General features: G+C 65.7%; 21 protein-coding genes. 15 read left to right on the forward strand and 6 right to left on the reverse strand.

The genetic code is table 11. The features are described 5' to 3' along the window. The 15 genes from ACKODO_RS05405 to ACKODO_RS05475 form a co-directional block, all read left to right on the forward strand. Positions 1 to 1,617 (forward strand): class I tRNA ligase family protein (locus tag ACKODO_RS05405; RefSeq protein ID WP_408982428.1); only part of this gene is annotated, 1,617 nt, incomplete at its 5' end. Next, positions 1,614 to 2,129: a signal peptidase II gene (gene lspA, locus ACKODO_RS05410; RefSeq protein WP_408982429.1), complete on the forward strand. Its 516-nt coding sequence runs from the start codon at positions 1,614 to 1,616 to the stop codon at positions 2,127 to 2,129. The genes ACKODO_RS05405 and lspA, both read left to right, overlap by 4 nt. A gap of 71 nt (positions 2,130 to 2,200) precedes the next feature. Continuing rightward, on the forward strand, positions 2,201 to 2,848 hold the full coding sequence (locus tag ACKODO_RS05415) for a hypothetical protein (protein ID WP_408982430.1): 648 nt from the start codon (positions 2,201 to 2,203) through the stop codon (positions 2,846 to 2,848). 129 nt (positions 2,849 to 2,977) lie between these two features. Then, a complete protein-coding gene (locus ACKODO_RS05420) occupies positions 2,978 to 4,255 on the forward strand; it encodes a M16 family metallopeptidase (RefSeq protein ID WP_408982431.1) in 1,278 nt (425 codons plus the stop codon). Between the two features lie 31 nt (positions 4,256 to 4,286). Beyond that, complete coding sequence (locus ACKODO_RS05425; RefSeq protein WP_408982432.1) at positions 4,287 to 5,552, forward strand: M16 family metallopeptidase; 1,266 nt, start codon at positions 4,287 to 4,289, stop codon at positions 5,550 to 5,552. 109 nt (positions 5,553 to 5,661) lie between these two features. Continuing rightward, complete coding sequence (gene sppA, locus ACKODO_RS05430; protein ID WP_408982433.1) at positions 5,662 to 6,624, forward strand: signal peptide peptidase SppA; 963 nt, start codon at positions 5,662 to 5,664, stop codon at positions 6,622 to 6,624. Positions 6,625 to 6,753: 129 nt separating this feature from the next. Further along, positions 6,754 to 7,065 carry an integration host factor subunit beta gene (locus tag ACKODO_RS05435; protein WP_408982434.1) on the forward strand — a complete coding sequence of 104 codons (312 nt, stop codon included), beginning with the start codon at positions 6,754 to 6,756 and terminating at the stop codon, positions 7,063 to 7,065. 19 nt (positions 7,066 to 7,084) lie between these two features. Then, a complete protein-coding gene (locus ACKODO_RS05440) occupies positions 7,085 to 7,417 on the forward strand; it encodes a LapA family protein (protein ID WP_408982435.1) in 333 nt (110 codons plus the stop codon). 9 nt (positions 7,418 to 7,426) lie between these two features. Further along, positions 7,427 to 8,377, forward strand: a complete 951-nt coding sequence (locus ACKODO_RS05445) for an ornithine cyclodeaminase family protein (RefSeq protein WP_408982436.1) — start codon at positions 7,427 to 7,429, stop codon at positions 8,375 to 8,377. Next, entirely contained in the window at positions 8,374 to 9,063 is a 690-nt protein-coding gene (locus tag ACKODO_RS05450) for a phosphoribosylanthranilate isomerase (RefSeq protein WP_408982437.1), read from the forward strand. Before ACKODO_RS05445 ends, ACKODO_RS05450 begins: the two co-directional genes overlap by 4 nt. Before the next feature lie 12 nt (positions 9,064 to 9,075). Further along, complete coding sequence (trpB, locus tag ACKODO_RS05455) at positions 9,076 to 10,323, forward strand: tryptophan synthase subunit beta (protein WP_408982438.1); 1,248 nt, start codon at positions 9,076 to 9,078, stop codon at positions 10,321 to 10,323. After that, positions 10,323 to 10,772, forward strand: coding sequence for a hypothetical protein (locus ACKODO_RS05460; protein ID WP_408982439.1), 450 nt, complete (start codon positions 10,323 to 10,325; stop codon positions 10,770 to 10,772). Before trpB ends, ACKODO_RS05460 begins: the two co-directional genes overlap by 1 nt. Beyond that, positions 10,769 to 11,605 (forward strand): tryptophan synthase subunit alpha, encoded by an 837-nt coding sequence (gene trpA, locus ACKODO_RS05465; protein ID WP_408982440.1) that lies wholly within the window; start codon positions 10,769 to 10,771, stop codon positions 11,603 to 11,605. The genes ACKODO_RS05460 and trpA overlap by 4 nt, the downstream gene beginning before the upstream one ends. A gap of 12 nt (positions 11,606 to 11,617) precedes the next feature. Further along, positions 11,618 to 12,472, forward strand: coding sequence for an acetyl-CoA carboxylase, carboxyltransferase subunit beta (gene accD, locus ACKODO_RS05470; RefSeq protein WP_408982441.1), 855 nt, complete (start codon positions 11,618 to 11,620; stop codon positions 12,470 to 12,472). A 92-nt stretch (positions 12,473 to 12,564) separates the two neighbouring features. Then, entirely contained in the window at positions 12,565 to 13,866 is a 1,302-nt protein-coding gene (locus ACKODO_RS05475) for a bifunctional folylpolyglutamate synthase/dihydrofolate synthase (RefSeq protein ID WP_408982442.1), read from the forward strand. A gap of 67 nt (positions 13,867 to 13,933) precedes the next feature. On the opposite strand, the gene trxA is transcribed toward ACKODO_RS05475, so the two are convergent. The 6 genes from trxA to ACKODO_RS05505 all read right to left on the reverse strand — a co-directional run bounded on the left by trxA (position 13,934) and on the right by ACKODO_RS05505 (position 25,676). Next, the gene (gene trxA, locus ACKODO_RS05480) at positions 13,934 to 14,260 is read right to left on the reverse strand and encodes a thioredoxin (RefSeq protein ID WP_408982443.1); all 327 of its coding nucleotides are present in this window, start codon (positions 14,258 to 14,260) and stop codon (positions 13,934 to 13,936) included. 89 nt (positions 14,261 to 14,349) lie between these two features. Beyond that, positions 14,350 to 17,823, reverse strand: a complete 3,474-nt coding sequence (gene addA / locus ACKODO_RS05485) for a double-strand break repair helicase AddA (protein ID WP_408982444.1) — start codon at positions 17,821 to 17,823, stop codon at positions 14,350 to 14,352. Then, the gene (addB, locus tag ACKODO_RS05490) at positions 17,820 to 20,918 is read right to left on the reverse strand and encodes a double-strand break repair protein AddB (RefSeq protein ID WP_408982445.1); all 3,099 of its coding nucleotides are present in this window, start codon (positions 20,916 to 20,918) and stop codon (positions 17,820 to 17,822) included. Before addB ends, addA begins: the two co-directional genes overlap by 4 nt. Before the next feature lie 12 nt (positions 20,919 to 20,930). Further along, entirely contained in the window at positions 20,931 to 21,644 is a 714-nt protein-coding gene (locus ACKODO_RS05495) for a nucleotidyltransferase family protein (RefSeq protein WP_408982446.1), read from the reverse strand. Next, positions 21,577 to 23,193 carry a tRNA (adenosine(37)-N6)-threonylcarbamoyltransferase complex ATPase subunit type 1 TsaE gene (tsaE, locus tag ACKODO_RS05500; protein WP_408982447.1) on the reverse strand — a complete coding sequence of 539 codons (1,617 nt, stop codon included), beginning with the start codon at positions 23,191 to 23,193 and terminating at the stop codon, positions 21,577 to 21,579. Before tsaE ends, ACKODO_RS05495 begins: the two co-directional genes overlap by 68 nt. Continuing rightward, a complete protein-coding gene (locus ACKODO_RS05505) occupies positions 23,190 to 25,676 on the reverse strand; it encodes a PAS-domain containing protein (RefSeq protein ID WP_408982448.1) in 2,487 nt (828 codons plus the stop codon). Before ACKODO_RS05505 ends, tsaE begins: the two co-directional genes overlap by 4 nt. Positions 25,677 to 25,726 lie beyond the last annotated feature (50 nt).

Genomic DNA, 25,726 nt, shown 5'->3' on the forward strand with positions numbered 1-25,726 from the left:
TCTGGCCCCCCACCCTTGATCCCTCCCCGCCGCTCTCGCGGGGGGAGGGGAACCGCCGCGACCCTCCGCCAGCGCGCCTTCGACGCGATTTCCAACACCGAGTGGGTGCCGGCCTCGGGCGAGAACCGCATCCGCGGCATGGTGGAAAACAAGCCTGATTGGGTGATGAGCCGCCAGCGCGCCTGGGGCGTGCCGATCACCGTTTTCGTGCACAACGACACGAAAGAGATGCTGCGCGACCAGCGCGTCGACGAGGCCATCGCGGCGGCCTTCGAGGCCGAGGGTGCGGATGCCTGGTTCGCCGACGGCGCGAAAGAGCGCTTCCTCGCGCCATTCGGGCATGATCCGGCGCAATACGAGATGGTGACGGACGTACTCGACGTCTGGTTCGATTCTGGCTCCACCCACACCTACACGCTGGAAGACCCGGTGAATTTCCCCGGCCTTGCCGGCGTGAGGCGCGTCGTCGATGGCGGGCAGGACCGGGTGATGTATCTCGAGGGATCGGACCAGCATCGCGGCTGGTTCCAGTCGAGCCTGCTCGAAAGCTGCGGCACGCGCGGCCGCGCCCCCTTCGATGTGGTGCTGACCCACGGCTTCACGCTCGACGAGCAGGGACGGAAGATGAGTAAGTCGCTCGGAAACGTCACCGCGCCGCAAAGCGTGATCGAGCAATCGGGTGCCGATATCCTGCGCCTCTGGGTCGCGAGCTCGGATTACGGAGACGACCAGCGCATCGGGCCGGAAATCCTCAAAAGCATGGCCGAGAATTATCGCAAGCTCAGGAACACCATCCGCTGGATGCTGGGCGCGCTCGCGCATTTCGATCGGACACCGGTGGCGGAAAAGGACATGCCGGAGCTGGAGCGGCTGATGCTGCACCGGCTCGCGGAACTCGATCCCGTCATCCGCAAGGCTTACGCGGAATATGATTACAAGCGCGTGGTCTCGGAGCTGGCTTTGTTCCTGAACACCGATCTCTCGGCTTTCTATTTCGACATCCGGAAAGACACGCTCTATTGCGAACCGGCTTCCAGCCTGAAGCGCCGCGCGGCGCTGACGGTCGTGGATCGGCTTTGCGATTGCGTGCTGCGCTGGCTCGCGCCCATCCTCGTCTTCACGGCAGAGGAAGCCTGGCTCGCGCGCCATCCGGGCACGCCGGCCTCCATCCATGAGGAAGGCTTCGCGGATGTGCCGGAAATGTGGCGGGATGAGACGCTCGCCGCGAAATGGGCGATGATCCGCGATGTGCGGCGCGTCGTCACCGGCGCGCTGGAACTGGAGCGCGCGGGCAAGCGCATGGGTTCGAGCCTGGAGGCCGTGCCGCAGGTCTTCATCGCCGATGGAGCGATCGCGGCCGCGCTTGCGGGCATCGACATGGCGGAAATCTGCATTACTTCCGGTTTCCAGAGCGCCGCTGGCGAAGGGCCGGCGGAGGCGTTCCGTCTTGCCGAGGTGAAGGGTGTCGCCGTGGTTCCGCAGCTTGCCAGCAACAAGGGCCTCGTGAAATGCGCCCGCTCCTGGCGCTATTTCGATCCCGCGACCGCCAACCCGGCCTACCCGGACATCACGCCGCGCGATGCGCAGGCGATGGCCGAATGGAAGGCGCGCGCGTGAGCGAGACGAACCCTCCAGCCGAGCCCGGCCGCTTCCTGCGGCTCGGCCTTACGGTCGCTCTGCTGCTGCTCGCGGCCGATCAGGCCTCGAAGCTGTGGCTCATCTTCGGCACCAATCTGCGGCTCACCTGGCCGTGGGAGATCACCCCGTTTCTCGATTTCACCGTGGTGTGGAACCGGGGGATTTCCTACGGGCTCTTCCAGCAGGAGACTGACACCGGCCGCTGGATCCTCACCAGCGTGAAGCTGGCGGCGGCCGTGGTGCTGCTCTTCTGGCTAAAGCGCGCGGAGACGCGGCTCGAGGCCGTCGGCATCGGGCTCATCATCGGTGGCGCCATCGGCAACGCGATCGACCGCATCTGGCATGGCGCGGTGTTCGATTTCGTGCATTTCCACGTGGGTGATTTCAGCTGGTACGTGTTCAACGTGGCCGATGCGGCGATCGTGATCGGCGTGCTGGCGATGGTCGCGAGCCCGCTCTTAACCTTCCGCCGCGGCGCGGATGCCTCTTAATTGCCGCGATCTTTCGCCAAAAGGCGATCAGTGCTAGAGAACGCCGTCTCGCGTGGAGGGAAGAGGTTCCGATGGGGTTCCATTCGACAAAACTGATGATGCGTGCTGCCCTGGCGGGCTGCGCGCTTGGCCTGTTGCCGCTTCTGCCCGCTTCTGCCCAGGATGGCATAGGCATGCGACAGATTCTCGGATCAATCGGCATCCTGCCGGGGGTCGACCGTGAGCCGATCGAGTATCGCGACCGTCCGACACTGGTTGTCCCGAGGGATACAACCCTCCTGCGCAACCCGGAAGATCCCGAAGCGCATGAGCGCAAACCATCCTGGCCGGTCGATCCGGACGTGACCGAGCGGAGGAAGGAACAGGCTCGCCGTCGCGCCCCTGCGCCCGAACTGCTCGCCGGCCAGTCGGTGGATGGTCGCCGCGTCTCCATGGAAGAGATCCGCGCCGGTCGTGCGCCGGTCGGTGCCCAGATGACCGAGGGCAACTGGGGCAACGACAAGGCGGGCATTCGCCTCTCGCCGTCCGAATGGGCCGCGGGGACGCCGGTCAACCAGCCGACCTACGCGCCCGGCACCGAGCCGCCGCGCCGCTATCTCACGGATCCGCCGAAGGGGCTGCGCCAGGCCGCGACCGGCGCGCCGATGCGCCGGACCCAGGAAGCCCCGCAGGGTTTCGACAACAACCGGCCTGACGACACCTGGCGCCGCCTGGACTGATTGCCCCCCGGGTTGCAGGAAGCATCCGGCCGGGACTTGTTCCCGGCCTTTTCTTTGCCCATCTTGGTCCTTGTCCCGCATTGGCAACTGGCAACGCCGTCTTGCGGCGCCCGCAGGAGATTTGACGACATGTCCACGCTTCCCGCTTTCGGGCATTTCCATCTGGAGAATGGCCTGGAGGTTATCGTCATACCCGATCATCGGGCGCCGGTGGTCACCCACATGATCTATTACCGGAACGGAGCCGCGGATGATCCGCCGGGCAAGTCCGGGATCGCGCATTTCCTCGAGCACCTGATGTTCAAGGGCACCGAGACCAACCCCAAAGGCTCGTTCTCGAACATCGTCGCGGCTGTGGGCGGGCAGGAAAACGCCTTCACCTCCAATGATTACACCGCCTATTACCAGCGCGTGGCGAAGGAGCATCTCGGGCGGATGATGGCGCTCGAATCCGATCGCATGATGGGCCTCGTGCTCGAAGGGCCGGAAGTGCTCTCGGAACGGGATGTCGTGATCGAGGAGCGCAAGATGCGCACCGACAGCGACCCGGCCGCGCAGCTTCAGGAAAGCCTGATGGCGACCCTCTACGTGCACCATCCCTATGGAACGCCGGTGATTGGCTGGGGGCATGAGATCGAGGAACTGGGGCGCGAGGATGCCCTCGCCTATTACCGCCGGTTCTACCGCCCGGACAACGCGATCCTGATCGTGGCGGGCGATGTCGAGGAGGGGGAAGTCCGCCGCCTCGCCGAGGAGACCTATGGCAAGGTGCGGCCCGGCGACGGTGGCAAGCCGGAGCGCCGACGCGTGCGCGAGCCGGAGATCAAGGCCAGCCGCTTCGTGAGCCTTGCCGACCAGAAGGTCGAGCAGCCCATGACGCAAAAGCTCTACATCGTGCCGAATTACATTCGAGCGCCGGAGAATGATGCGCCGGCGCTTGAGGTGCTGAGCCAGATCCTTGGCGGCTCGCAGACGAGCCGGCTCTATCGCTCACTGGTGGTCAACCGCCCGCTCGCGGTCGCGGCGGGCTCGTGGTACTGGAGCGATGCGCTCGATATCGGCCAGTTCGGCCATTATGCGGTGCCAATGGAGGGTGTGGCCCTGCCGGATCTCGATGCCGCTGCGGAAGAGGTCATCGCCGAATTGCGCAACACGGATGTGGGTGGCAAGGAACTGGCGCGCGCACGCACGCGCCTCATCGCCGACATGGTCTACGCGCAGGACAGCCAGGCGCATCTCGCAAGGATGGTCGGGTCGACGCTGACGACCGGCGGCAAGATCGACGATCTCGCCCAATGGTCTGACCGCATCCGCAGCGTGGAGGCCGCGGATGTTCGCCGGGTCGCGAACCGCTACCTGCTGCCGGGCAAGGCCGTGACCGGGCATCTCACCAAGGCCGCGGCCTGATTTTCTCGCTTTGTTCGATTGGTTCCTGACGATGACGTCTTCCTCGCATCGCACGCGGGTCTCCCGCGTCACCTCGCCGGCCGGCTTCGACATCTGGCATGTCGAGGATTACACCGTGCCGCTCGTTTCCATGGAATTCGCCGTGATGGGTGGCGCGGCACAGGACCCGGCCGGGCGCGCGGGGCTCGCCAGCTTCCTCGCCGGGCTGCTCGATGAGGGCGCGGGCGCGCTCAAGGCGGAGGCCTTCCAGGAGGCGCTCGAGGAGAAGGCGATCGAACTTTCGTTCGGCGCCTCGCGCGACCGTCTCACCGGCTCGATGCGCACCCTGACGGAACATGCCGATTCCGCCTTCGAGCTTCTGGCGCTCGCCATCCGCGAACCGCGTTTCGACCCCGATGCCGTCGAACGCGTGCGCTCGCAGATCATCTCCGGCCTGAGACGCGACGAGACCGATCCGCAAAGCCTGACGCGCGACGCGCTGAACCGCCTCGCCTTCGCGAACCATCCCTACGGGCTTCCGACGGATGGCAGAATCCCCGATGTCCAGGCGATCACGCGGGATGAGCTGGGGAACCAGCATGCGCGCCTTTTCGGGCGCGACGTGCTGCGGATCGTCGCGGTGGGCGCGATCTCGGCGGAGGCCCTCGCTGCCGGCGTGGATCGCATCTTCGGTGATCTTCCGCCGGAGGCCAGGCTGGCGCCAATCCCCGAAATCGTGATGCAATCGGCCGGGCATACCGAGATCATCGATCTCGATGTCCCGCAATCCACGCTCTATCTCGCGCTGCCCGGCGTTTCGCGCCGCGACCCGGATTTCATGGCGGCCTATCTGTCCAACCACGTGCTGGGTGGCGGCGCCTTCACGTCGCGCCTCTGGCATGAGGTGCGCGAGACGCGCGGCCTCGCCTATTCCGTGTGGAGCAGCCTGCGCTGGGCCGCGCATACCAAGCTCTTCATGGCCGGCACCGCCACGAGCAACGAGCGGGTGGCGGAATCGCTGCGTGTGATGCGCGCCGAGATATCCCGGATGGGTGCCGAAGGACCGACCGAGGAAGAACTCGCAAAGGCGAAGAGCTACCTCACCGGCTCCTATGCGCTGCAATTCGATACCTCGCGCAAGATCGCCGATCACCTGCTCTCGCTGCGGGTGGATGGCCTGCCGATCGACTATATCGATCGCCGCAACCAGGATGTGGAGGCTGTCACACTCGACGCCGTGAAGAGCGCCGCGCGGCGGCTCTATGCGGATATCGCGCCGCTCGTGGTGGTGACCGGCCGGCCGCAGGGCCTCGCCTGACCGACAAGAGCGAACGCATGAAAACACTTGCCGGGGTGCCTTTGGCATGGCACCCCACCCGCCGAACAGCAACCGACAGGGCGGGGTCCTGAGGGCCCCGGAAAGCGCGATGACCCTCACCTCGGACATGCTTGTGGACCGCCGCCGGCTGCGTCGCCAGCTCACCTTCTGGCGCGTGGCGAGCGTTCTGATCCTCGTTCTCGCGCTGATCGGCGCGGTCATCGCTTCTGGGCAGCTCGGGAAGCCGACCGGCCGAAGCCATATCGCGCGGATGAGCATCGAAGGCCTGATCAGCGGGCGGCAGGAAACGCTCGACCTGCTGCGCGAGATCGAGAAATCGCAGGCGAGCGCGGTCATCCTGCGGATCGATTCCGGGGGAGGCACCACCTCGGGTTCGGAGGCGCTGCACAATGCCGTGAAGGCACTGGCCGCGAAAAAGCCGGTCGTGGCCGTGATCGACGGGATCGGCGCCTCGGGTGCCTACATGACCGCGCTTGGCGCCGAGCGAATCGTCGCGAATGGCAGCGCGCTCGTCGGATCGATCGGCGTGATCGCGCAGGTTCCGAATGTCTCGAAGCTGCTTGAAACGCTGGGCGTGAAGGTCGAGGCCGTGCGATCCACGCCGCTGAAGGCGATGCCCTCGGGCGTCGAGCCCACCACGCCTGAAGCGCGCGCGGCTCTGGAAGCGACCGTGGCCGATACCTATCGCTGGTTCCGTGATCTCGTGGGCGCGCGCCGCAACCTGCAGAACGATGCCCTGAATGCGGTGGCCGATGGCCGGGTCTTCACGGGCCGGCAGGCGCTTGGCCTGAAGCTGATCGACGAGCTGGGCGGCGAGAAGGAAGCCATTGCCTGGCTCGAGCGCGAGAAGAACGTGACGCGCGACCTCGGCGTGGTGGATTACAAGCCGAAAAGCCAGCGCGGAAGCCTGCCAGCCCTGGGCTCGCTGCATCAGGCCGCCCGCCTTCTGGGCCTGCCGGTGCCGGAAGTGGTGGATGAAGCAGCCTATCGCCTGCTGGGTCCGAAGGCCCTGGAGGGGCTGGTTTCGGTCTGGCAAATGCCGACGGAATAGGAAACCAAGGCCGGCATCGCGCGTTTCCTCCTTTCGGCGAGGTCAATTCCGGTCTATCCTCGTTGAAAGGATCGTCGGATTCCTGCTTTGGAGCGGCGGTCGGAAAGCGGACAATGTGAGGCGGGAATCATGATCAAATCCGAACTCGTTCTGAAGATGGCGGAAATGAACCCGCATCTCTACCAGCGCGACATCGAAATTCTGGTCAACGCCATCCTGGATGAGATCACCACCGCGCTCTCCCGCGGCGATCGCGTGGAATTGCGCGGTTTCGGCACCTTCTCGACCAAGGAACGCGATGCGCGCCTTGGCCGCAACCCGCGCACGGGCGCGAAGGTCGACGTGACCGAGAAGCGCGTGCCCTATTTCAAGGCCGGCAAGGAAATCCGCGAGCGGCTGAACGTGAAGCCCGTGAAGGGCAAGGCCAGGGCGAAGGCCTGACGCCGGAGGCCAGACGGGCATGATGCGCTATCTGAAGCTCCTGCTGCTTGCCCCGGTCGCGGTTGTGCTCGTGCTCCTCGCGGTGGCAAACCGACAGATCGTGACCTTCGTTTTCGACCCGCTCTCGCGCGGGGCGGAGGCCGCGAGTATCACGCTGCCGCTTTTCGTGTTTGCTTTCGTCGTGCTGTGTATCGGCATCGTGCTGGGTTATTCCGCCGCCTGGCTCGCGCAGGGCAAGCATCGCCGTGCGGCTCGCAGCTACAAGCGCGAATGCGAGAAACTCACGGCCGAGCGGTCCGAACTGCGCGCTGCCCTGCCGGTAACAGCCCCGGCGCTCCTCAGCCAGAAGTAAGCGTCTGCCATGCGCGTCATTGATCGCAAGGGCGTGGATGCGGCGCTCGATTTCCCCGCTTTGATCGCGGCGATCGAGGATGCCCTCTGCGCCGAAATCACGCTGCCCGTGCGCCATCACCATGCGATTCCACGCGCCGATGGCGATGCGACGCATCTCATCATGCCGGCCTGGCACACAGGTTCGGGCGGCTTTCTCGGCGTGAAGATTGTGAATGTCTTCCCCGGCAATGCGGCGCGATCCCTCCCTTCCGTCATGGGCACCCATGTGCTGATGAATGGCGATACCGGCGCGCCGCTGGCGGTGATCGATGGCACGCGGATCACCTTGTGGAGAACCGCTGCGGCTTCGGCCTTGGCCGCGCGCTTGCTGGCGAAACCGGATGCTGCAACGCATCTGATGGTGGGGGCGGGCGCGCTGGCGCCGTTCTTCATCCGTGCGCATCGCGCGGTGCGGCCCATCACCCGCACGCTTCTATGGAACAAGACACCCGCCAATGCCGAGAAGCTCGCCGCCGCGCTTTCTGCCGAAGGTATTGTGGTGGAAGTCGCGGACGATCTCGAATCGGCGGTGCGCGAGGCGGATATCATCTCCACCGCGACGCTTTCCACCACGCCGCTGGTTCATGGCGTATGGCTGAAACCGGGCGCGCATCTCGATTGCGTCGGCGCGTTTTCGGCCAGCATGCGCGAGACGGATGACGAGGCGGTGCAGCGCGCCCGCCTCTTCGCCGATGTGCGCGCGAGCGTGCTGAAGGAGGGCGGCGATTTCGTGCAGCCCATCCGCGCCGGGCTGATCTCCGAGGCGAGGATCGAAGCCGATTTGTTCGATCTCGCCCGGGGCAGCTTTGCTTTCACGCGCCAAGCGGATGACATCACCTTTTACAAATCGACCGGCAGCGCGATCTTCGATCTCGCGGCGGCGGCTCTTGTTTCGAAGGCTGCGGGAATTGCCGCATGAGCCTGCTGGTCAAGATTTGTGGGCTGAAGACCGAAGAGAGTGTCACTGCCGCGGTGGAAGCCGGCGCCGATATGCTCGGTTTTGTCTTTCACCCGAAGAGCCCGCGTTTCGTGACACCGGAGCGCGCGGGTGAACTTGCTCCATTGGCAAGGGGGCGGGCCAAGATCGTAGCGCTGGTTGTAGATGCAGACGATGCCCAACTCGCGAAAATTAAGGCTACAACCGGGCCAGATATGTGGCAGTTCCATGGGCAGGAGTCGATTGAGCGGATCAGCGAAGTGCGCTCACGCTTTGGCCTATCCGTGATGAAGGCCTTCGGCTGGTCTGAGTCTGGCGAGGCATATGACGATATCCTCGGTTACGAGCATCACGTGGACATGCTCCTGATCGACGCCAAGCCACCCAAAGATGCCGCCTATCCGGGCGGGCATGGCCGAACCTTTGATTGGACAACGCTGGTCGCTCTTGCGCCTTCGCGGGAACAGGTGGGCGGCTGCGTTGAATATATGCTCTCAGGCGGGTTGACGCCTGAGAATGTAAGCCAGGCGATCACTACCCTGCGCGCCATGCGGGCTGGATTGATCGGCGTTGATGTCTCCTCTGGCGTCGAGAGCGCTCCCGGCGTAAAGGACCTCGGCAAGATCAGGGCCTTCATCGCTGCGGTGCGTGAGGCGGAAGCAGCGTAACGGAGTAACGCAATGACCCTTCAGGAACGGCCGAATTCCTTCCGCTCCGGCCCGGATGAGAATGGCCGCTTCGGCCTGTTCGGTGGCCGCTTCGTCGCAGAAACGCTGATGCCGCTGATCCTCGACCTGCAGAAGGCCTATGAGGACGCGAAGGCCGACCCCGCTTTCGCCAACGAAATGAAGCATATGCTGACCCATTATGTGGGCCGGCCCTCGCCCCTTTATTTCGCCGAGCGCATGACCGAGCATCTTCGCGAGGTTTCGACGGCCTCCGGCCTGTCGGGCGGCGCGAAGATCTACTTCAAGCGCGACGAATTGAACCATACCGGCGCGCACAAGGTGAACAACGTGCTGGGGCAGATCTTGCTCGCGCGGCGCATGGGCAAGAAGCGCATCATCGCCGAGACGGGCGCCGGCCAGCATGGCGTCGCCACCGCCACGCTCTGCGCGCGCTATGGCCTCGAATGCGTCGTCTATATGGGCGCGGTGGATGTCGAGCGGCAGAAGCCCAATGTCTTCCGCATGAAGATGCTTGGCGCGGAAGTCATCCCCGTGCAATCCGGCTCGAAGACCCTCAAGGATGCGATGAACGACGCGCTCCGCGACTGGGTGACGAATGTGGAGAATACCTTCTACTGCATCGGCACGGCGGCGGGCCCGCACCCCTATCCGATGATGGTGCGCGACTTCCAATGCGTGATCGGCAACGAGACGAAGCAGCAGATGCAGGAAGCCGAGGGCCGCCTGCCGGATAGCCTCATCGCAGCGATCGGCGGTGGCTCCAACGCCATTGGCCTGTTCCATCCGTTCCTCGATGATCCCTCTGTGGCGATCTACGGCGTGGAAGCGGCGGGCCATGGGCTTTCGAGCGGCCTGCATGCGGCCTCGCTCACGGGCGGGCGGCCGGGCGTGCTCCATGGCAACCGCACCTATCTGCTGATGGACGAGGATGGGCAGATCAAGGACGCGCATTCCATTTCCGCCGGCCTCGATTATCCCGGCATCGGGCCGGAGCATTCCTACCTGCACGACATCAAGCGCGTGCAGTATATCTCCGCGACGGATGCCGAGGCGCTCGCGGCCTTCCAGCTCTGCTCGAAGCTCGAGGGCATCATCCCGGCGCTCGAGCCCGCGCATGCGCTGGCGAAAGTCATCGAAATCGCGCCGAAATTGCCGAAAGACCACCTGATGGTGATGAATCTCTGCGGCCGCGGGGATAAAGACATCTTCACTGTCGCCGAACATCTCGGGGGGATGTGATGAACCCGGAACCTACCATCGATGATCTAAAACTCAATAAGGATATATCGCTTGAACTCTTCAAAGTTCACGCCGATCAACGCATGAAATTAATGAATTTTTATATCGTCATTGTTGGATTTTCCATCGGTGGATATTTTACAGCACTACAAAATGTAGGTTGGCAGGCTGCGCTAATAGTTTCTCTGTTTTTGCTGTTTATGACATTCTGTTTCTGGAGTTTAGATCGGCGAACGAAGCAAATCGTTAAAATCTCAGAGACCTCTTTGAAAGTGGTTACTCAGTTTCTACAAGAAAAAATTGGAAAGTCAGAAGTTGAAATAGTTGGCATATCGGATAATAGACAGGGAAATTGGTCATATTCCCAAGTATTTACTCTTATCTTTGCTGGATGCGCAACTCTAGCTGTCGCTGGAATAGTTCATTCTCTTCTAAAGGCCTGCAAATGAGCCGCATCCCCACCCGTTTCGCCAAAAATGCCGCCGCCGGCCGCGCCTCGCTCGTGACCTTCATCACGGCGGGCGACCCGGACCCCGCGACCAGCCTCGCGCTCCTCAAAGCTCTGCCGGCAGCCGGGGCCGATGTGATCGAGCTCGGCATGCCCTTCTCGGACCCGATGGCCGATGGCCCGGCGATCCAGTGGTCCTCCATGCGCGCCCTGAAGAACGGCATGAGCCTGAAGGGCACGCTCGCGATCGTGCGCGACTTCCGTGCCGGGAACAACGAAACCCCCATCGTGCTGATGGGCTATTACAATCCGATCTACGTCTACGGCGTGGAGCGCTTCCTGGCCGATGCCAAGGAAGCGGGCGTCGATGGCCTCATCGTGGTGGATCTGCCGCCGGAAGAGGATGCCGAACTCTGCCTCCCGGCGATTGATGCCGGGCTGAACTTCATCCGCCTCGCGACGCCCACCACCGATGACAAGCGCCTGCCCAAGGTGCTCGCGAACACCTCCGGCTTTGTCTATTACGTCTCGATCACCGGCATCACCGGCACGGCGACGCCGGATTTCTCGCGCGTTGCGGGCGCTGTCGCGCGCATCAAGCGGCATACTTCCCTGCCGGTGGCCGTGGGTTTCGGCGTGAAGGCACCGGAGCATGCCAGCGCCATTGCGCAGGGTGCGGATGGCGTTGTGGTCGGCTCGGCTTTGGTCGAAGCCATCCGCACCTCGTTGGATGCGGAAGGAAAAGCCACGGAAAAGACCGTTTCGGCTGTCACCGATCTGGTTTCGAGCCTGTCGCGGGCCGTGCAATCGGTTGCCAAGCAGGCGGCGGAGTAAAGGGGTTTCCCGATGAACTGGATCACCAATCTCGTCCGCCCGAAAATCCGCTCGCTCCTGCGGCGCGAGGGCCCGGAGAACCTCTGGATCAAGTGCCCGGAATCGGGCCAGCTTGTCTTCCACAAGGAGGTGGAGGACAACCTGATGGTGATCCCCGGCTCCGAGCACCACCTGCGCATGGGCACGAAGGAGCGCCTCGCACACATGTTCGATGGCGGCGTTTATGACCTCGTGCCGCTGCCGGAAGTTCCGCTCGATCCGCTGAAGTTCAAAGACGAGAAGCGCTACACCGATCGCCTGAAGGATGCGAAGGCAAAGACCGCCCTGCAGGATTCCGTCACCATCGCCACCGGCGCGCTCGATCACCTGCCGATGACCATCGCCGTGCAGGATTTCGCCTTCATGGGCGGTTCGCTCGGCATGGCAGCCGGCGAGGGCATCATTCTCGCGTTCGAAACAGCCCTGGCGCGCTCCACGCCCCTGGTGCTGTTCGTGGCTTCAGGCGGTGCCCGCATGCAGGAGGGCATTCTCTCGCTGATGCAATTGCCCCGCACCACCGTGGCCCTGCGCCGCCTGCGCGCGGCCGGCCTGCCCTACATCGTGGTGCTCACGAACCCCACGACGGGCGGCGTAACCGCTTCCTACGCCATGCTCGGCGACGTGCATATCGCGGAGCCCGGCGCTCTGATCGGCTTTGCCGGCGCGCGCGTCATCGAGCAGACCATCCGCGAGAAGCTTCCCGAGGGCTTCCAGCGCGCTGAATATCTGCGCGACCACGGCATGGTGGACATGGTTCTCCATCGCAAGGAGATCCGCCCCACCGTGTCGCGACTCTGCCGCCTGCTGATGAAGCGCGAAGCCGCGTAATCTGCCAACTCGTTTCGTTTGTCGCATTTTCTTCACGCGAACCGGGGACCACTTCGCTTGAAAATGCTCGATGTCCGGTTCTAGAGGGCCTGATGCGCACATCGGAAGCCTATCTCGAACGCTTTCTCGCTTTGCATCCGAAGCTGATCGATCTCAGCCTCGGGCGCACCGAGCGCTTGCTCGCGAAACTCGGCAACCCGGAGGCGCGCCTGCCGCCGGTGTTCCATGTCGCGGGCACGAATGGCAAGGGCTCGACCATCGCCTTCCTGCGCGCCATGCTGGAGGCGGCGGGCAAGCGCGTGAATGTCTATACCTCGCCGCATCTTGTGCGCTTTCACGAGCGCATTCGTCTTGGCGGCACGCTCGTCAGCGAGGCGGAACTGGTGGCGGCATTCGAGCGGGTGGAAGCCGCGAATGCCGGTGAGCCCATCACGTTCTTCGAGATCACCACCGCTGTCGGCTTCGATCTCTTCGCCCGCTCACCGGCCGATGCCTTGCTGCTGGAAGTGGGCCTCGGCGGAAGGTTCGACTCCACGAACGTGATTGCGAAACCGGCAGTCAGCGTCATCACGCCCATCTCGATGGATCATCGCGAATTCCTGGGCGATACCTTGGAAAAGATCGCCTTCGAGAAGGCCGGCATCATCAAGCGGGGCAGCCCGCTGGTGATTGCCCAGCAGGATGAGCGTGCGGTGCAGGTCTGTCTGGAAGTGGCGGAGAAGCTGCGCGTGGAGGCATTCGTTGGCGGGCAGGATTTCCAGGCCTTCGAGGAGAATGGCCGGCTCGTCTATCAGGATCAGGATGCGCTGCTCGATCTGCCGCTGCCGCGCCTGCTGGGTCGGCACCAGCATGGCAATGCCGCCACAGCGATTGCCGCTCTGCGGCGTGTCTTCGGCGAGAGCATACCAGTTTCGGCGATTGAAACCGGGTTGCAGAATGTCGAATGGCCCGCGCGTTTCCAGCGGCTCACCGGCGCGCTGACGAAGCTCGCACCGGCTGGCAGCGAGCTCTGGCTCGACGGCGCGCATAATGCCGATGGCGCAAATGTCCTCGCGGAGACCCTCGCTTCGCTGGAGGAGAGAAGCCCGCGCCCGCTGATCCTCATCATGGCGACCATGGCACGGAAAAACCCGAAGGAATTGCTGCCGCCCTTCTTGGGGCTGGTACAGGAATTCTACGCGGCCCGCTTTGATCAGGATGGCGCGCGCCCGGCGGCCGAACTGATGGCAGAGGCCCGCGCCCAGGGCCTGCTTGCCGCTTCGGCCGGCACGGTGGAGGAAACCTTGCGCTTCCTCTCGGCGAGGGACTGGCCCACGCCGCCGCGCATCGTCATTGGCGGCTCGCTCTATCTCGCGGGCGAGGTGCTCGCGGCGGATGGCTCCCTGCCGAAATGAAGCGGCCCGCATTCCAGGCGCGGGCCTAGACTTCTGCCGGCAAAGGAAGGCTCAGGCAAAGGAAAGCTCAGGCCGAGGCCTGGATCCACTTCACGAGATCGCCCTTCGAGCCCGCACCCACCTTGGTGGCCGCAAGCTTGCCACCCTTGAAGAGCATCAGCGTGGGAATGGAGCGGATGCCATATTGCGCGGCGACATCCTGGTTCTCGTCCACATTGACCTTGGCGATCTTCACCTTGCCGGCCATCTCCACCGCGATCTCCTCGAGCGCCGGGGCGATCATGCGGCAGGGACCGCACCACGGCGCCCAGAAATCGACGACAACCGGTTCCGCGGAATTGAGAACGTCCGTCGAGAAGCTCTTGTCGGTGACGGCGTGGGTATTCGTGCCCATGGGTCTGGTTCCTGACTTCTGTGAATGGAAACGGATGTCGGCGAACGTAGTGACCGAGAGTGCCGGAATCAAGGCAGCTGCAGCCCCGCTCACAAGCTGGTGAAGGCCGCGTCAAGCTGCGAATCGACAAGCGCCTCGACGCGCCGCAGGCGGGGCCAGCCAAGATGGCAGCGCACCTCGGTGACGCCGAACAGATCGGCCAGCAAGGCGCGGTAGAGCGCCATCTGCGTGAGAACCTTGGAATCGGGGCCATCCGGCGGGCGAAAGCCGGTCTTGAAATCCAGAAGCTCGATCGCGCCACCCCGCCAGCGCAACCGATCAATGCGAGCGGGCACGAAGCGCCTTTCGCCGGAAGGCAGGCGGACATGGCCGGCCAGCGCGACCTCGGCCCGCCAATCGGCGGTGAGGAAAGGCGCGAATTCCGGGTGCGCAAAGAGCGAGAGCACTTCATCCACCAGCTTGGCCTCGCGATCTCTGGCACCATCGCCGAATTCCTGCCGCAGCAGATCGAGCGCCAGCGATCGCCGCTCGTTCTGCGAAAAACGCGGCAGGAACTGGAGCAGGCGATGGATGAAGATGCCCTCGCGCCGGGCATCGGCCCGCTGGTCTGGCGTGGCAAGGCCAGGTTCGCGCGTGGCAGTGACCGCATGGCTCGGCACGACCAGGGCCGGCCTGGTTTCGCTTGCCAGCCTCTCGAGCACCCAATCCGGGGCAGGGAATGCCGGGCGAGGCAGCTTCTTGGCCGGGCGTTCCGGACGCTGGTCGCGCGGCCTCGGTGGCCAGCGCAGGGCGGTCACTGTGCCATCCTGGCCGGTGAGGCGCTGGACGAGGTTCTTGCGTTCTGAAAGGCCCGCGGCCACGAGCGCGTGCCATGGCCATTCCTCCACGGGCTTGTCATTGGGGGGGGCGTCCACGGGCCGGGGATTGGTGCCCTTCGCCAGATGGCCCGTGACATAGAGCCGCTCGCGCGCCCGGGTGAGGCCGACATAGAGAAGCCGGCGATATTCCTCGTATTGCCGGGCCTTCCGGTTCTGACGCTCCAGGGCCAGCGGCTCGGCTTCATCCTCCTTGCGCGCGGTCCAGAGAAAGAAGCGCCCGGATGGGCCCTTCTCCTCGCGGATATTCGTGTCCTTCCCGTCGGATGGCGCGATGCCGGCCTCGGTGAGGAACACGATGGGTGCCTCGAGCCCCTTTGCGCCATGGACGGTCATGATGCGGACGCGATCGCCCCCCGCCTCGGGATCGCGCTTGATCTCGTGCGAGCGGGCCTCCTGCGCGGCGAGGAACAGGGCCAGCGAGGCGGGGTGGCGCTCCTCGAAGGCAAGGGCATCGGTGAGGAAGGCGTCGAGCGCATCCGCCGCATCCGCCCCCAGCCGCTTCATCAGGGCCATGCGGCCGGAAAGGCCTGCCCGGGCCGGGCATTCTTCCAGCAGCAGCCGGGCGAAGAAATCATGCGGGCTCGTGTCGAGCGCCCGCGCCTCGTAGCGGGAAAGGGCGGAATCGATCCGGGCGAGAACCGCGTCTTCGCCGGCGCGCCGCGCGATCTCTGCCCGCAGGCTGCCCTCCCGTGGCCGGCAGAGGCGCTCCAGCGCGGGCTCGTCGAGGCCGAAGAGCGGCGTTTTCAGCGCCGTCGCCAAGGTCAGGTCATCCAGCGGCAGCAGGGCGGCCTGCGCGATGGCCAGCAGGTCGCGCACGCCGATCTCGCTCTGGATGTTGATGCGGTCCGCACCAGCCACCGGCACGCCCGCCGCCGAGAGCGCCCGCATCAGATGGGCGAAGAACGAGCCGCGCGTGCGCACGAGAATGAGGATATCCCCCGGCCGGATGGGCTCGCCTGTCACATGGCTTGTTTCGCCATCGCGCAACCAGCCCGCGATTCCGCGGGCGATGCGATCGGCGAGGCGCTGTTCGGGATGGGACAGATCACCATCGGCCTTCGCCTCCAGCGCCCAGCATTCCACCAGCCCGGGCCGCAACGGAAAGGCCGCATGGTGGGTTTCGGCGATCCCCGTGCTGGTGAGGCCCAGCCGGCGCCGCGGATCGGCGAACACCGCATCCACCGCCTCCAGCACCTCTTCCGCCGAGCGGAACGAGACGTTGAGCTGCACGGGATCAGCCACGAGATTGGGGCGCGCGATGATCCTGCGGGCGAATTTCACGCGCCGTTCCTCGAAGACCCGCGGCTCGGCCCCCTGGAAGGAGAAGATCGACTGTTTCTGGTCGCCCACGACGAAAAGGCTGCGCGGGCGGTTCACCTGTCCCTCGCCGGAGAAGAAATCATCCGCGAGTTGCCCCACGATGTCCCACATGGCCGAGGACGTATCCTGCGCCTCATCGACCAGGATATGCTCGATCGCGGCATCGAGCTTCAGCATCACCCAGGAGGCATGGCCCGACAGGAGCAGCCGGCGCAGGCGGTCGATGAGATCGTCGAAATCCAGCGCCCTGCGCTCGGCCTTCAACGCCTGGTAGGCGACCAGCATGGCGCGGCTGAAATCACCCAGTGCGCGGGATTGCCGGGCCGTGCGCAGGGAGCGGCGGTTGGCCACGAAGGTCACCGCCTGCTGCGTCCAGTCGGCAACGAACCGTTCGAGGCCGGGAATGGCATCCATGATTGTCCTGGGAACGGCAGGCTTGCGTGCGGTCAAATCCTTTCTCAGCACGAAATCCAGGGCATGTTGCAGTCGCAAGGGGCCCGAGCCCCGCGCGTAGCCATCCAGCCTCCGAGCGGCATCGATCGCTTGCCTGCCTGCCCCTTTCGCCGTCTGGATCGCTGCGGCGAATGCCTGCGCCTCCTGCGAGGAAGGCAGCGAATCGAGAAGGCGCTCCTCCAATGTGCGTTCGTCGAGATCGACCGAACAACCGAGCACGCGCTCGAGTTCCACATCAAGCCTCTCGGGCGGGGCCAGTTCGCCTTCCCTGGAAAGCTTTCGCCAGGCGCGCATGCCCGCTTCCGCCGCCGGGCCGAAGGTTTGCGTGGTCAGCACATCGGTGAGCGTCGCGAAACTCTGCGCGAGGCGCGAGCGTGGCTTGCGGGTCGCTTCCAGCACCACCTGCCGGCGCGCCTCCTCGCAAAGGCTCGCATGTTCGGCATCATCCAGCACCGTGAAATTGACCGGCACCCCGGATTCCACGGGCAGGAGGTGCAGCAGCCTTTCCGCAAAGGCATGGATGGTCTGGATCTTCAGGCCACCGGGTGTTTCCACAGCTTCCGCGAAAAGCTGGCGGGCGCGCGCCTCGCAGGCGCGGTGCTGGGCCGCACTCGCATCCTTGCCCAGCAATTCGCCGATGCTCTCGCGCAAGGCGGGCGCGCTGGCCGAGACCCAAAGGGAAAGCGTGTCGAAGATGCGGCCCTGCATTTCCGCTGCCGCTGCCTTGGTGAAGGTGAGGCAGAGGATGCGGTCGGGCGGCACGCCCTCCAGCAGCAGGCGCAGCACGCGATCGCGCAGCAGTGAGGTCTTCCCCGCGCCGGCATTGGCCGCCACCCACGCGCTTTCCTTCGGCTGGATGGCAAGCCAGCGGCGGCGCTTCAGTTCTTCGGAGATGATGGGCTGCTCGGTCACGCCTCGTCTCCGCCCTCGTCCCGCGCTCCGGTGATCGACCATTCGCCCAGCCGGGCGAGATGATCGTAATGCCCCTCCTCCCCGCGATTGCGCTTGGGTCTCAGGGTCGCGTCATAGCCCTTCTGGCCCATTGCCAGCGAATCAAGTTCCGCGACCAGGCGAGGCAGGATGGCCTCCACCAATGCCGCAAAATCGGCGGGTGCCTTGTCGGCATGCACCGGAAGCACGGGCTGCCGGCCCCCGATCGGCAGGTAGGCGATGCCGGAGACACCGGCGATATCGGGCAGCCCCGCGAAGGCCCTGTCCTGCAGCAGGCGGGCCGTCAGCGTGAGCTGCGGGGATGAGTGGGTCTCGATCGCCGACCAGTTCGGCGGCACGCCGGTCTTGTAATCCACGATCCGGGCGAAGCCCCGCGCATCGATCTCGACGCGATCGGCCTTGCCGGTGAGCGTCAGCCGCGCGCCGGAGGGCAGATGCAGGACCTTCTCGGCGCGCGCCTCCGGGATGACGAGCTGCGCGCGCGCCCGCGCCTCGGCCTCATAGGCCAGGAAGCCCGGCAGCATGGCTTCGAAGGCGCGCTCCCAGAAGAGCTTCAGTTCGGGCTCCGAGGCGAGCATCCGCAGCTCGTCGGCAGCCATCGCGCGCAGCCGCTGCGCGGCCTGCTCGGCATCGGGGGCGGGAAGCTCCCTCGTGAAGCGTTCGAGCACGCGATGCAGGATCGTGCCGCGATCCCGCGCATCCGGCGGCGGATCGATGGCCCCCAGCGGTTCGAGTTGAAGGATGCGCCGGGCATAAAGCGCATAGGGATCGGCAAAGAGCGTTTCGACCTCGGTGATGCTGATGCGCTGAGGAATGCGCCGCCCCCCGGGCACCGGTCGCGGCGGCGGGGCTGGCACACGCGCCCCGGGATCATCCAGCGCGCGCAAGGCCTTGAGGCAGGCTTCGCCCCGCGCCACCACCTCGCCCTTCCACATATCCGGCCCGGCAAAGGCTGCGAGCCGCAGCAGGAAGCGCGAGGGCAGGCTCGGCGCCGTGCCCACCCTTTTCGCGCGGGTCAGCACGAGATCCGGCGTGCCGGCAAGCATCGTCACGTCATGCGCGGCCTGGCCGATGCGGCGCTCGCCGGGCTGAATGCCGAGCCCGAGGCGCATCGAGCGGTTCAGGAACGGATCGCCCGCCACCGCCGGCGGTACGGAGCCCTCATTGAGGCCGCCAAGAATGACGCGATCGGCGTGCATGAGGCGCGCTTCGAGAAAGCCGAGGATGCGCGCCCTCGCACCCCTTGGCTGCTCCGGTGGCATGGGCGTGGCGCCGAGGCGCTGCTCGATCAGCGCGAGGAACTCGCTTGACGTCACGCGCAGGTCTTTGCCGAAGCGGATCAGCGTCTCGAGGGCATCTTCCAGCTTTTCTGCGCCGGAAAAGGCCTCGTTGAGCGCCTGGGATACATCATCGATGGTCGCACGGAGATCTCGCACCATATCCGCCAGCGGGCGGGTGCCGGCTTGCGGAAGGACGGGCGCGAAGGCCCGGTCGAGCGTGGCGGCAAGGGTGGCGAGCGGTTCGAGTTCCTCGCGCGTCGCGGGCTTGCCCCAGGGCCAGAGGGGCGGCTGGCCCTCCATCACCGCACGCACGCGCCCGGCCCAGGGCAGAGCCGGATCGAACCGATGTTGCCGGGCGACAACAATCTCCAGCCGATGGACGAGGCTGCGCAGTTCCTCGAATTCGAACCCGAAGCGGCTTGCGGGGTGCCGCAACAGGGCCAGAAGCTCCGCCGAGCGGCCGCCTTCCGCCGCGGCAAGGAACAGCCTTGCGAAGAGCCCCGCCTCGCTGCTGGCCAGCGTCGCACCATCCGAGATATCCGGCGTGATGCCGAAGGTTTCGAGTTCCAGCGCCACGCGCCGGGCGAGCGCGCGGTCGGCGGTGACGAGTGCCGCCTGCGCATCCGGCTTTTCCAGCGTCTGACGCATCAGGATGGCGATCAGCCGGGCCTCCTCGCGCTCGTCATGCGCTTCGGCCAGCGTGATGCCGTCGAGAGCCTTGGCGATGGGCACATGGGCGCGGGTCTCGAGCCAGCGCGCGGAGGTTTCAGCCGGGCGCATGGCCTCGGAAAGCAATGCGTTGCGCGCCGCCAGCGCCGAGGGTTCCTGCCCCAGCGGCCGCACATCCTCCCGGTTGATGCCCAGCAGCGCGAGCGTGCGCTTCAGAACCGCCTGCGGATGCGCGAAACGCGTCGGCAATCGCGCCTCATCCGAGCCCACCAGCGCCCAGGATTGCGCATCGAGCCGCTGGTCGAGCCCCGGCAGGATCACCGCCCCCTGATCGAGCCGCCTCACCACGCGCATCAGCTCGGCCGTGGCGCGCACCGAGCCGGTGGAGCCGGCAACGAGGACGGGCCGGCCCTGCTCCTGCCGCGCGAGGCGCCGCGCCTCCTGCCGGATGCGCCGCAGGCGCGCGGCCATCTCGTCTTCCACCGAAAGCCGGGCGCAGATCTCCGGCCAGTCACGCGCCGCCACGCTGAGGAAGTCGCGGGTGAGCGACCAGTAATCGTCAAACCGGGAGGGATCATATTCATCCGGCGTGATGGTGGCGAGACGCGCGAGATCCTGCCCCTCGATCGCCATTTCGTCGATCAGCCGCCCCAGCGCCTCGGCGAGGTGGAGCGTTTCCGCCAGCGCGGGAGGTGGCGCATTCTCGCCATCCGCCCGGCGACGCTCGACAATCCGCGCCTGCCATTCCGCCACGGCCGGCCGCAGGCGGAAGGCGCGCTCCAGCGGGGTGATGCGGCGATTCTCGCCCGCGATGAACCCGTCATCACCTGCCTCGGCGAGCAGTTGTTCGAGGGCATCGCCCGGCTCGGCCAGAGGGCGGATTTCCGGCAGCACCACCGATTGCCGCCCCCCCACCGCAAGAAAAGCCTGCTGGAAGGCAAGGCCCGCGCGCCGGGTCGGCACGTAGAGGTCGAGATCCGCGAGGTGGAACGGGTCGCTCTGTGAACCGAGCGGAAACAGATGGCCCGCGAGCAGGGCCTCCACCGTGACGCGCGCAAAATCGAGCCCCGGCGGCACCGTGAAGACATTGGGCCGCGCACGAGCCATGCCACGCGCCTCTCAGAAAACGCCGAGGCGCAAGGCGGCTTCCGCCTGGACCAGCGCATCCGGCGTCCCCACATGCATGAAGAGCCCGTCGAGCCTCATTCCGTAAAGCCGCCCCGCCTCCTGCGCCTCATCGAAGAGGCGGTTGAGCGAAAAAACCTCCGGGCGATCCGCGAGGAGTGCTGGCTTCAGGATCGCCACGCCGCAATAGGCGAAGGGCACCACCTCATGGCGGCCGGCGCGTTCGAGCCTTCCATCCTGCAGCAGGCGGAAATCGCCGCGATTGCCCCAGCCGATCGTTGTCACCGTGGGCGCGACCATCAACAGGATATCCATCCGTTCCGGGTCGAAATGCTCCATCATCCGCAAGAGGTTCGAGCGGGGTCCATCGAGCCAGATCGTATCGGCATTGAGGCAGAAGAAGGGTGACTTGCCGAGCATCGGCAGAGCCTTTCTCACGCCGCCCCCCGAATCGAGCAGGGCCGCCCGCTCGTCCGAGATCAGGATCTTCGGCGCGACGCGGGCCGCGCAATGCGCCTCGATCTGCTCGGCGAGATAATGAACATTGACGATGACGGTTTCGATTCCGGCCTCGACGAGCTGGTCGAGATTATGGTCGAGCAGGGTCTTTCCGCCCGCGCGGATCAGCGGTTTCGGGCGGTCATCCGTCAGCGGGCGCATCCGCGTGCCGAGACCCGCCGCCAGCAGCATCGCGTGGGTGATCCGCATCGTTCCGTGCATGCATCGCCTCGGGAGGGGGCGCGAATCCGGGAAGGTTCACTTCATACCACCTCCTCAGCTTTGCCAAGGCCGGATGCGCAAGGCAACGCTTGAGATAGGTCTCCACGCGCGGCAGATGCTTCATATAGGCCGGCTTGCCATCACGCCGGTCGAGGCGGATGAAGATGCCGAGGATCTTGGTCGCGCGCTGGGCGCCGAGCAGGGCATAGGCGGCCGTGAAGCCTGCGACATCGAAAGCCGGTTCGGCCATGCGCCGGGCGCGGACATAGGCCGCGATCAACTGCAATTCGAGCGCCTCCGGCACCGTGACGCGCGCATCCTGCGTCAGCGAGACGACATCATAGGCCGGATGACCAAGCACGCAATCCTGATAGTCGATCAGCCCCACCTTGCGGTGCCCCTCGCGTTCCGCGAGCCAGATGAGGTTGGGCGAATGGAAATCGCGCAAGGTCCAGGTCTTCGGGCCCGATACCACTGGTTCCAGCGCCGAAACCCATTGATCCACGAAGGAGAGGCGCACGCTGGCATTGGGCGAGCGCTTTGCGGCATAGGGAAAGTACCAGTCGAGCAGCAGTTCCGCCTCGATGGTCAGCGCCTCGAGATCATAACCCTGAAGCTTGTGCTGCTGGCCCGGCTCGACAGGCAGGATCGCGGGCAGTTTGCGCCCATGGAGCGCTGCCAGCATCTCCACCGCCGCCCGGTAGCGCTCGGGGATCGGGCCATTCGCGTCGACGACCTCTTCCAGGCCCAGATCCTCGATGACGAGCAGGCCGGCATCCAGCTCAGCGCCATAGATTTCCGGCGCGGAGAAACCCTCGCGCCGAAGCGCCTCGCCCACCGCCACGAAGGCGTGGACGCTTTCGGCCAGATGCACGAGTGTCGAATAGGGCTTGCCGAGGCGGATCGGCGGGCCATCCGGGCGGCGCGGCGCGATCATCAGAATGCCCTTGCGGCCCGTGGCCTCGTCAGTCAGCCTCTCATAGGCGCGGACGGAGGCATCCCCCAGCATGTAGTCGCGGCGCGCCTCGCCGAAGCCGGAGCGGTCGAGCACGGCCTGGATCTGCCGCGCGCGGGCCAAGCGCCCCGCAAAACTGCCATGGCCCGTCAGGGTGAGCCGGCGGCCGGCTCCGGTGGGGCCGGTTGTGGCGAGATGCACCTCAAGGCGATCCGTCGCCAGGATTTCGCCGGCGCGCTCGGCCCATTCCACCAGAACCAGCGCGTTTTCGGCCGCATCCTCCCAGCCGAGTTCGGCCAGCTCGGCAGGGTCTGCGATGCGATAGAGATCCGCATGGACGATGTTGAAGTGCGGGCCCTCATAGGTCTGCAGCAGGGTGTAGGTGGGGCTCGGCACCTCGGCTTCGGGATCCCCCAGAACGGACCGGATCAAGGCGCGGACAAAGGTCGTCTTTCCCGCGCCGAGATCACCGCCGAGCGTCACGAGATCGCCGGCGCGCAACTCGCCCGCGAGCCGCGTCGCCGCCTGGATGGTCGCCGCCTCGTCCGGCAGGTCGATCACCCATTGCGCTGGCCCGTTCATGCCGAAAGCCGTCCGCTTTGTGTCTCGACGGGGCCCAGATCGGGCAATGTGACAATTGTCACCTGCCCGCCGCGCGGATCATCCGCGAAGGCAATGCTGCCGCGATGGAGCTGAACCAGCGCTCGCGCCATGGAATAGCGCAGCGCATTCTGCCGCTCGATGCCCGGTTGGCCAGCCATGTCACCGAGGCCGGGGCCGCGCCCGGAATCCGAGACCTCGATCAGCGTCCGGCTGCCCTCGCGCCGCACCGCGAGGCGCACGGTGTCGCCGGTCGCGGAATAGGAGACGGCGTTGGCGATGAGGTTGAACAGGATATGCGTCACACGTTTCGGGTCCGCGACGATGGGGGGCAGGTCATTGGCCATGTTGAGCGCCACGCGCACCCTGGCCTCACCGAGCCGGTCCTTCAGGCCCTCCATCGCATCCTGGATGGCCCGCGCCATATCCACGGGCTCCAGGGCGAGTTCGATCGATCGTTCCTCGACGCTGGCAAGGTCGAGGATGTCATCGGTCAGCGCGAGCACGGCGTCGGCGGCCTGAGCGAGCGTCTGCGCATAGCCCTGCTGACGCTCGCTGAGCGGCCCGAACACGCCGCCTGCCAAGGCCTGCGCATTGCCCACCACCACCTGCAGCGGCGAACGCAATTCGAAGGACACCGAGCGGATGAACTGCGTGCGCAGGCGCGCGGCATCTTCCAGCGCCTGATTGTGCTCGCGCAGGCGCTTTTCGGCCTCGACCGTGTCGGTCACGTCACTTGCGGCCACGAGGGTCGCGCGGTCGGGCAGCGGGGTCGTCGTCACGATCAGGGTCCGGCCCTCCGCGGTCACCACCTCGGCCTGTTGCTCGGAACGCGCATCGGCGAGACTGCAGACCTGCGCCGCGATTTCCTGCCACAGGCGCGAAAGCCCTGCCTCGCCGGCGCGGGCGACCTCCTCAATGTGCGGATTGCCCTGCAGAACCTCTGGCTGCATGCGCCAGAGCCGGGCGAAGGCGGGGTTCGAGAGTTGCAGGCAGCCATCGGAACCAAATACCGCCACACCTTCGGAGAGCGCCATCAGCGTCTCCCATTGGGCATCCTTGAGGCGATCATAGGAGGCGGCGAGCGTGAAGCGCTCGGTCTCGTCCTCGAACAGGTAGGTGACGCCGCCTTGCGGATTGGGCGAGATCACCACCCGCAGGGCCCGGCCATTCGGAAGCACCCAGGCATGGGTGACACTTTCAATATTCGCGAATTGCGCGAGGAGTTCCGATTTCCAGGCCTTGTAATCCGTGGCCTCGGGCAGGCGCCCGTTGAGGCGCAAACGATCAAGGATCTCGCCATTGGTCGGCTCGGTCGCGAGATAGGCCGCGTCAAGCGCGAAGAGATCGCGGAATGCCTTGTTGGAATAGGTCAGTTGCTGGCGCGGATCGAACATCGCGACGGCGGTGGGCAATTCATCCAGCGTGCGGACATGCGCATCCATCTGGCGCCCCAGCGCCTCGCGCGCCGCCTCCAGATCGGTGATGTCCAGGGCAAAGCCGCCGCCACCCTGCTCGCCACGCACTTCCACGACATCCAGCCGGCGGCGTTCTCCCGCCAGGACAGCGGTCAGCCCGCCGCGGAACTGGCCGCGGCGCCCGGTCTCCTCGCGGATGGCCGCACGATCCGCGCTGTCAAGCAGTTCCACCTGCCGTTCGAGCACTTCGGTATCGTTGCGGGCATCCACCGCACGCGTATAGGCCGCGTTGATCCAGAGCAGCCGGCCCGCCGCGTCGCGTAGCCAGGCAGGCTGGGGAATGGCATCCAGCATGCCGCGCATCTGGGAGAACATCCGGTCGAGTGCCCGGCGCTCATCCTGAAGCTTCGCGATCTGAAGGCCCTCGCCCCGCAGCAGGCGGATGACCATGATCGCGCGCCCCGCGACCGGGCGTCCCTCGATCTCGACGCGTTCCCCGCGCAGGGTGCGCAAGGTGGTGCTGAAGGAATGCCCCTCCTGCCGCAGCCGGAAGGCATCGCGTTCGAGGTTCTGCGCATCCTCGGTAGTGAGCCATTCCGAGAAGGCCAGCACGCGCGAACTCGCATTGGCCTCGAGCAGAACGCCGGGATCACCTTCGATCTCGGGCTCGCCGGAAGGACCGCCCCACGCGATCATGATCTGCCGGTCGGCGGCGAGGAAGGTCGCGAGCCGTGTCGCCTGTCCCTGCGCCTCATGCAGGGCGCGCGTGGCCTCCACGGCATGATCGCTCCAGGCCTTGCGCGCGCGGATATGCAGGATGGAAATGAAGGTCGCATAGATCGCCACGACCATCAGCGCGAAGGAGAGCGCCACCGCGGCGCTGGTGAGATCCAGCCGGTTGTTCGAGAGGCCGGACAGGCGCAGGCCCGTCGCCGCATCCGGGATGGCGAAGGCTTGAGCGGGAAGGGCCATCAGCAGCGGACCGGCGCTGGCCAGCCGGCGCGCGAAAACGCCCGACATTCCGCGCTGCGCAGACGCCTCATGCATGCCCCGGTATCCCCTTCGCGTTCATCCGCCCAAAAACGCGAGACCAGGAA

The sequence above is a fragment of the Rhabdaerophilum sp. genome (genome assembly GCF_046092605.1).
Taxonomy (GTDB): domain Bacteria; phylum Pseudomonadota; class Alphaproteobacteria; order Rhizobiales; family Beijerinckiaceae; genus Rhabdaerophilum.